This is a genomic window from Rhodovulum sp., assembly GCF_011048875.1.
In the GTDB taxonomy this organism is placed as follows: Bacteria; Pseudomonadota; Alphaproteobacteria; order Rhodobacterales; family Rhodobacteraceae; genus Rhodovulum; species Rhodovulum tesquicola.
The window spans coordinates 1-6,876 of sequence record NZ_DSDD01000130.1 but is presented as its reverse complement, the minus strand read 5'-3'; the positions used below and the strand labels follow the sequence as shown (position 1 = coordinate 6,876).

At 69.4% G+C, this 6,876-nt stretch carries 6 protein-coding genes; all 6 read left to right on the top strand.

The window, feature by feature from the left end; translation table 11 throughout:
* Positions 1 to 17 precede the first annotated feature (17 nt).
* Positions 18 to 1,187, top strand: a complete 1,170-nt coding sequence (gene dprA, locus ENN83_RS04445) for a DNA-processing protein DprA (RefSeq protein WP_287184500.1) — start codon at positions 18 to 20, stop codon at positions 1,185 to 1,187.
* 136 nt (positions 1,188 to 1,323) lie between these two features.
* A complete protein-coding gene (gene topA / locus ENN83_RS04440; protein WP_287184497.1) occupies positions 1,324 to 3,942 on the top strand; it encodes a type I DNA topoisomerase in 2,619 nt (872 codons plus the stop codon).
* Between the two features lie 86 nt (positions 3,943 to 4,028).
* Positions 4,029 to 4,724, top strand: a complete 696-nt coding sequence (locus tag ENN83_RS04435) for a CoA transferase subunit A (protein ID WP_287184494.1) — start codon at positions 4,029 to 4,031, stop codon at positions 4,722 to 4,724.
* A gap of 10 nt (positions 4,725 to 4,734) precedes the next feature.
* Positions 4,735 to 5,364 carry a 3-oxoacid CoA-transferase subunit B gene (locus tag ENN83_RS04430; RefSeq protein WP_287184491.1) on the top strand — a complete coding sequence of 210 codons (630 nt, stop codon included), beginning with the start codon at positions 4,735 to 4,737 and terminating at the stop codon, positions 5,362 to 5,364.
* 90 nt (positions 5,365 to 5,454) lie between these two features.
* Positions 5,455 to 6,447 (top strand): lysylphosphatidylglycerol synthase transmembrane domain-containing protein, encoded by a 993-nt coding sequence (locus ENN83_RS04425; protein WP_287184489.1) that lies wholly within the window; start codon positions 5,455 to 5,457, stop codon positions 6,445 to 6,447.
* Positions 6,428 to 6,876, top strand: a 449-nt coding sequence (locus ENN83_RS04420) for an FAD-binding oxidoreductase (RefSeq protein ID WP_287184486.1), incomplete at its 3' end; no start/stop codon positions are given. The genes ENN83_RS04425 and ENN83_RS04420, both read left to right, overlap by 20 nt.

The following is a 6,876-nucleotide window of genomic DNA, read 5'->3' as shown; positions in this document are numbered from 1 at the left end:
TGCCCGCCCAAGCCGCCCTGCCCCTGTTCGCCGCCCCCCTCGCCGAGGATGACCTGCTCGACCGGCTGCGGCTGATCCGCTCGCGCCGCGTCGGCGCGACGACCTATCACCGGCTCATGGCCGAGCACGGCACCGCACGGGCCGCGCTGGACGCCCTGCCCGACATCGCCCGCGCTGCCTGCGTCGACAACTACGAAACCTGCCCCGAAGGCGTCGCCCGCGCAGAACTGGCAAAGGGCCGCGCGCTGGGCGCTGTGCCGCTGGTCCATGGCGGACCGGGCTATCCGGCGGCGCTGGCCGATCTGCCCGACGCGCCCGCGATCCTCTGGGCGCTGGGCCGGACCGATCTGCTGGACCGGCCGATGGTGGCGCTGGTCGGCGCGCGCAACGCCTCGTCGCTGGGCACGCGCATGGCGCGCAAGCTGGCCGAGGGGCTGGCGGGTGCCGGCCATGTCGTCGTCTCGGGGCTGGCGCGCGGGATCGACCGGGCCGCGCATCTGGCCGCACTCGACACCGGCACCATCGCCGTTCTGGCAGGCGGGATCGACGTCGTCTATCCGACCGAGAACGAGGCGCTGTTCCACGACATCGGCGCCCGCGGCCTGCGCCTGTCCGAACACCCCGCCGGGCTGCAGCCCCAGGCCCGCCACTTCCCGCAACGCAACCGCATCATCTCGGGGCTCGCCCGCGCCGTGGTGGTGGTCGAGGCCGCGGCGCGCTCCGGCAGTCTCATCACCGCGCGGACCGCGCTCGATCAGGGGCGCGAGGTGCTGGCGGTGCCCGGCCACCCGTTCGACGCCCGCGCCGCGGGCTGCAACATGCTGATCCGCGATGGCGCGACGCTGGTGCGCGGCCCCGAGGACGTGCTCGAGGCGCTGGACGGCCAGCCGACCCGGCCCGTTCCCCGGCCCGCCGACACCGTGGCCCCCGCCCCCGCGCCCCGGCCCCGCGCCCGGATCACCGAGGTGCCCGAAACCCCCGCGGCAGCCCGCCGCGCGCCGCCCGCGGATCCGGCGGTGCTGCATGCCCGGATCCTCGACCGGCTGGGCCCCTCGCCGCTGGCCGAGGATCAGCTGATCCGCGACCTGAACCTGCCCGCGGGCCGCGTCGCCCCCGAACTCGTCACGCTGGAACTGGAGGGGCGGATCGCGCGCGCGCCGGGGGGGCTGATCTCGCGCCGCGACTGATCAGGCGGGGCCGCGGCCGTCCGGCGGGCTGCCGCGTGCCGCCACAGGCCCACATTGACATTCCGCCCCTGCCCCCCACATTTTCGCCCGCCAAGGCCACCCGCACCCAATCGTGGCCCGAGCCGAAAGGAATTCCATGCCCGTCGTCGTTGTCGAGTCCCCGGCCAAGGCCAAGACAATCAACAAGTATCTCGGTGACGACTACATCGTTCTTGCGTCCTACGGACATGTCCGCGACCTGCCGCCGAAGGACGGGTCGGTCGACCCCGACCACGGCTTCGAGATGAAGTGGGAGGTCGCCGCAGACTCGAAAAAGCACATCAAGGCGATCGCCGACGCGCTGAAGGACGACAATGCGCTGATCCTCGCCACCGACCCCGACCGCGAGGGCGAGGCGATTTCCTGGCATCTGGAAGAGGCCCTGCGCGCCCGCAAGGCCATCGGCAAGGATACCCAAGTCAGCCGTGTGGTCTTCAACGCGATCACCAAATCCGCCGTGACCGAGGCGATGAAGAACCCGCGCCAGGTGGACGAACCGCTGGTCCATGCCTATCTCGCGCGGCGCGCACTGGATTACCTCGTGGGCTTCAACCTCAGCCCCGTGCTCTGGCGCAAGCTGCCCGGCGCGAAATCGGCGGGCCGCGTGCAATCGGTCTGCCTGCGCCTGATCGTCGAGCGCGAAATGGAGATCGAGGCGTTCCGCGCCCGCGAATACTGGAGTGTCAAGGCGATCCTCGCCACCCCCCGCGGCCAGAGCTACGAGGCGCGCCTGGTCACGCTGGGGGGGCAGAAACTCGACAGGTTCGACATCGCCACCGAGACGGCCGCCGAACTGGCCGTGCAGGCGATCCATTCGCGCGACTTCACCGTGGCTTCCGTCGAGGCCAGGCCCGCCCAACGCAACCCCGCGCCGCCCTTCATGACCTCGACCCTGCAACAGGAGGCCAGCCGCAAGTTCGGCTTCGGCGCGCGCCAGACCATGCAGGCGGCGCAGCGGCTCTACGAGGCGGGGCACATCACCTATATGCGGACCGACGGCATCGACATGGCGCCCGAAGCGGTGATGGCCGCGCGCGATGCGATCAGGGACCGCTTCGGCGCCGATTACGTCCCGAAATCCCCGCGGATGTACAAGAACAAGGCCAAGAACGCGCAGGAAGCGCATGAATGCATCCGGCCGACCGAGATGACGCGCGACCCCTCCAGGCTGAACCTCACCGACGAGGATCAGCGCAGGCTCTACGACCTGATCTGGAAACGCACGCTGGCCTCCCAGATGGAGGCCGCGCGGCTGGAACGCACCACCGTCGAGGTGACCAGCGCCGATGCCCAGGTGGCCCTGCGCGCCACCGGCCAGGTGGTCCTGTTCGACGGCTTCCTGCGGATCTACGAGGAAGGCCGCGACGATGTCATCGACGACGAGGACGCCAACCGCCTGCCCCAGATCGCCCAAGGCGAACCGGCTCGCAAGGAACAGGTGACGCCCGAACAGCATTTCACCCAGCCCCCGCCGCGCTATACCGAGGCCACACTGGTCAAGCGGATGGAGGAACTGGGCATCGGGCGGCCCTCCACCTATGCCTCGATCGTCACGACCATCCAGGATCGCGGCTATGTCGTGAAGGACAAGAACCGCCTGATCCCCGAGGACAAGGGGCGGCTGGTGACGGCCTTCCTGTGCAACTATTTCAGCCGCTATATCGGCTATGAATTCACCGCCAATCTCGAGGACGAACTCGACGACGTGTCCGCGGGCAGCCGCGAATATCTTGATGTCCTGTCCCGCTTCTGGCGCGATTTCTCGGCCGCACTTGCCGAAACGGCGGATCTGCGCATTTCCGAGGTGCTGGAGAAGATCGACGAGGTTCTGGCCCCCCATCTCTACCCCCCGCGCGAGGATGGCTCCGACCCGCGCATCTGTCCCAGATGCGGGGTGGGACGGCTGACCCTCAAGACCGCGCGCTCGGGCGGGGCCTTCATCGGCTGCACGAATTACCCCGAATGCCGCTATACCCGCCCGATCTCCGCCCCCAATGGCGATGACGGCGCGGCCGAACTGGACGGCAAGGTTCTGGGCATCGACGAGGGCGAGCCGATCACCCTGCGCCATGGCCGCTTCGGCCCCTATGTGCAGAAGGGTGAACCGACCGAGGACCAGCCCAAGCCGCCCCGCGCCAGCCTGCCCAGGGGCTGGGCGCCCGAGGCGATGGATCTGGACAAGGCGCTGATGCTGCTGTCCCTGCCCCGCCCCATCGGCCCGCATCCCGAGGATGGCGAACCGGTCGAGGCCGGCATCGGCCGCTACGGGCCCTATGTCCGGCACGGCAAGACCTATGCCAACCTGCCCGAGGTGGACGAGGTTTTCACCATCGGCATGAACCGCGCGGTCGAGGTGCTGGCCCAGAAGAAATCCCGCGGCCGGGGCGCCACGACCGCCGCCCCCTTGCGCGAACTGGGCGAGCATCCCGAACAGGGCGGGCCGGTCAACGTGATGGCGGGCCGTTATGGCCCCTATATCAAGTGGGAAAAGGTCAACGCCACCCTGCCCAGGGGCATGGAACCCGAGGACGTGACGCTGGACCTTGCCGTGCAGATCATCGCCGAAAAGGCCGCGAAATCCGGCGGCAAGAAACCCGCGGCGAAGAAAGCCGCCGCGCCGAAGAAGACCGCCGCCAAGAAACCCGCCGCCACGAAGAAGGCCGCCACAACGAAGACCGCGGCGAAAAAGCCCCCCGCGAAGAAAGCCACCGGCTGACCGCCCCCGCCGCGCCGCGGCGCCAAGTTGACAGGGCGGGGCGGCGTCGCCACTACTCGGACCGACGGTTCAGAGGGGAGCGATCCATGAGCAAGGTATATGGCAGCGCCGCCGAGGCCCTGGACGGGCTTCTGTTCGACGGCATGTTCATCGCAGCGGGCGGCTTCGGGCTGTGCGGCATTCCCGAACTGCTGATCGACGCGATCAAGGCGGCGGGCACGAAGGATCTGACCTTCGCCTCGAACAATGCGGGCGTGGACGATTTCGGCATCGGCATCCTGCTGCAGACCCGGCAGGTCAGGAAGATGATCTCCTCCTATGTGGGCGAGAATGCCGAGTTCATGCGCCAATACCTGTCCGGCGAACTGGAACTTGAATTCAACCCGCAGGGCACGCTTGCCGAACGCATGCGCGCGGGCGGCTGCGGCATCCCGGGCTTCTACACCAAGACCGGCGTCGGCACCGTGATCGCCGAGGGCAAGGAACACAAGGAGTTCGACGGCCAGACCTATATCCTCGAACGCGGCATCGTGGCCGATCTGTCCATCGTCAAGGCGTGGAAGGCCGACACCACCGGCAACGCCGTCTTCCGCAAGACCGCGCGCAACTTCAACCCGCCCGCGGCGATGTGCGGGCGTGTCTGCGTGATGGAGGTCGAGGAAATCGTCGAACCCGGCACGCTCGACCCCGACAGGATCCACCTGCCCGGCATCTATGTGCACCGCCTGATCCAGGGCAGCCACGAAAAGCGCATCGAACAACGCACCACCCGCGCGGCGTAAGGAGGACATCATGCCCTGGGACCGCAACCAGATGGCGGCGCGTGCCGCGCAGGAACTCAAGGACGGGATGTATGTCAATCTCGGCATCGGCATCCCGACGCTGGTGGCCAATTACATCCCCGAGGGCGTCCATGTGACGCTGCAATCGGAAAACGGGATGCTGGGCATCGGCCCGTTCCCGACCGAGGACGAGGTCGATGCCGACCTCATCAACGCGGGCAAGCAGACCATCACCGAACTGCCCCATTCGGCCTATTTCGACAGCGCGCAAAGCTTCGGCATGATCCGCGGCGGCAAGGTCGCCATGGCGATCCTGGGCGCGATGGAGGTGGCCGAGAATGGCGACCTGGCGAACTGGATGATCCCCGGCAAGCTGGTAAAGGGCATGGGCGGCGCGATGGATCTGGTGGCCGGCGTCGGCCGCGTGGTCGTCGTGATGGACCACACCAACAAGGCCGGCGAATCGAAGGTGCTGAAAGCCTGCACCCTGCCCTTGACCGGCAAGGGCGTGGTGGACCGCATCATCACCAATCTGGGCGTGCTCGACGTGGTCGAGGGGGGCTTGCGGATCGTCGAATGCGCCGATGGCGTGACCGAGGACGAGCTGCGCGCCGCGACCGAGGCCGCCATCGTGAACTGACAGCCCGGCCGGGGGCCGCGGCCGTTGCCGAAACCGCAACAGCTTCAAAGAATCGCCCCAATCTGTTGCTATCCGCGCGGTGACATGACGATGAGCCGCCTCGCCCTTCCTGCCCCCCCGCACCCGTGGCGCGACCCGCTGCTGATGGCGGGCCTGCTGCTGCTGGTCATCGCCGGGCTGGCCGGGCTGGCCGCCGCGACCGGCTGGCAGGCGACGCGCGACCAGTTCCTGCGCCTCGGGGCGCTTCAGGTCGCGGCCCTTCTGGCGCTGTCGGCCCTCAACTACCTGATGCGCGCGCTGCGCTGGCATGTCTTCGGGCGCTGCGCGGGCCTGCCGCCCGGGCTGGTCCGCGACCTGCGCCATTATCTCGGCGGCTTCCTGATGAGCGTGACGCCCGGCCGCGTCGGCGAACTGGTGCGCATCCGCTGGATCCGGCGCGAGACGGCCCTGACGCTGGAACGCAGCGCGCCGCTTTTCCTGATGGACCGGGCGGGCGATCTGATGGCGATGGGGCTGCTGCTGGCCGGGACGCTGGCGCTCTCGACCAGCGGCATCGCCGGCGCGGCCCCGCTGGCGCTGATCGCGGTTCTCGCGGCGCTGGCGCTGACCCGCGCGCGGCTGCTGACTGCCCTGCTCACCCGTCTTTACCGCGTGATCGGGCTCTGGCCGCGGCTGTTCGGGCGGCTGCGGGCGATGACGCGGACGCTGGGGCAATTCTCGCATTCGGGCGTGCTGGCCGGCGCGGTCGCGCTGGGCCTGATCGGCTGGGCGGCCGAGGGCTATGCGTTCCACCTGCTGCTGGGCTGGATGGGCGCCGAGACCGGGCTCTGGACCGCGATGGCGATCTTCACCTTCGCCACGCTCGCCGGCGGGCTGACCGGGGCGCCGGGGGGCCTGGGCGGGGCCGAGGCCGCGATGATCGCGCTCCTGACCCTCGAAGGGGTGCCGCCCGAAACCTCGGTCGCGGCGACGGCGGTGATCCGGGTGACAACCCTGTGGTTCGCCGTCGGGATCGGGGCCATGGTCTTCCCGCTGGCGGAAAAGCTTTCGAAAAGGAACAGGCATGCAGTGGAGAACCGCTGATTACGCGGGCTGGGGCCGGGCGGTCCGGGCGCGCGGCACGCTGGCGCGGCCCGAACGGCTGGGCGCCCTTGCCGCGGCGCTGACCGCGCGGGGGCCTGCCATCGGCAATCGCCGCTCCTATGGCGATGCGGCGCTGAACGCGGGCGGCGCCGCGATCCAGATGACGCGGCTTGACCGGCTGCTGTCCTTCGACACTGAGACCGGCGTGATCGAGGCCGAGGCGGGCATCCCCATCGCCGAGTTGCTGCGCCTTTTCGCGCCCCGCGGCTGGATGCCGCCGGTGATGCCCGGCACCGGGTTCGCCACGCTGGGCGGCTGCATCGCCTGTGACGTGCACGGCAAGAACCACCATGGCGCGGGCAGCTTCGGTCAGCATGTGCTGGCCGTCACGCTGATGACCGATACCGGCCCGCGCGCGGTGACGCCCGG

Bases quoted from the DNA above. Each gene is read 5' to 3' on its own strand.
- ENN83_RS04435 (WP_287184494.1), top strand. From the start codon at position 4,029: ATGAGCAAGGTATATGGCAGCGCCGCCGAGGCCCTGGACGGGCTTCTG.
- topA (WP_287184497.1), top strand. From the start codon at position 1,324: ATGCCCGTCGTCGTTGTCGAGTCCCCGGCCAAGGCCAAGACAATCAAC.
- ENN83_RS04430 (WP_287184491.1), top strand. From the start codon at position 4,735: ATGCCCTGGGACCGCAACCAGATGGCGGCGCGTGCCGCGCAGGAACTC.
- ENN83_RS04425 (WP_287184489.1), top strand. From the start codon at position 5,455: ATGAGCCGCCTCGCCCTTCCTGCCCCCCCGCACCCGTGGCGCGACCCG.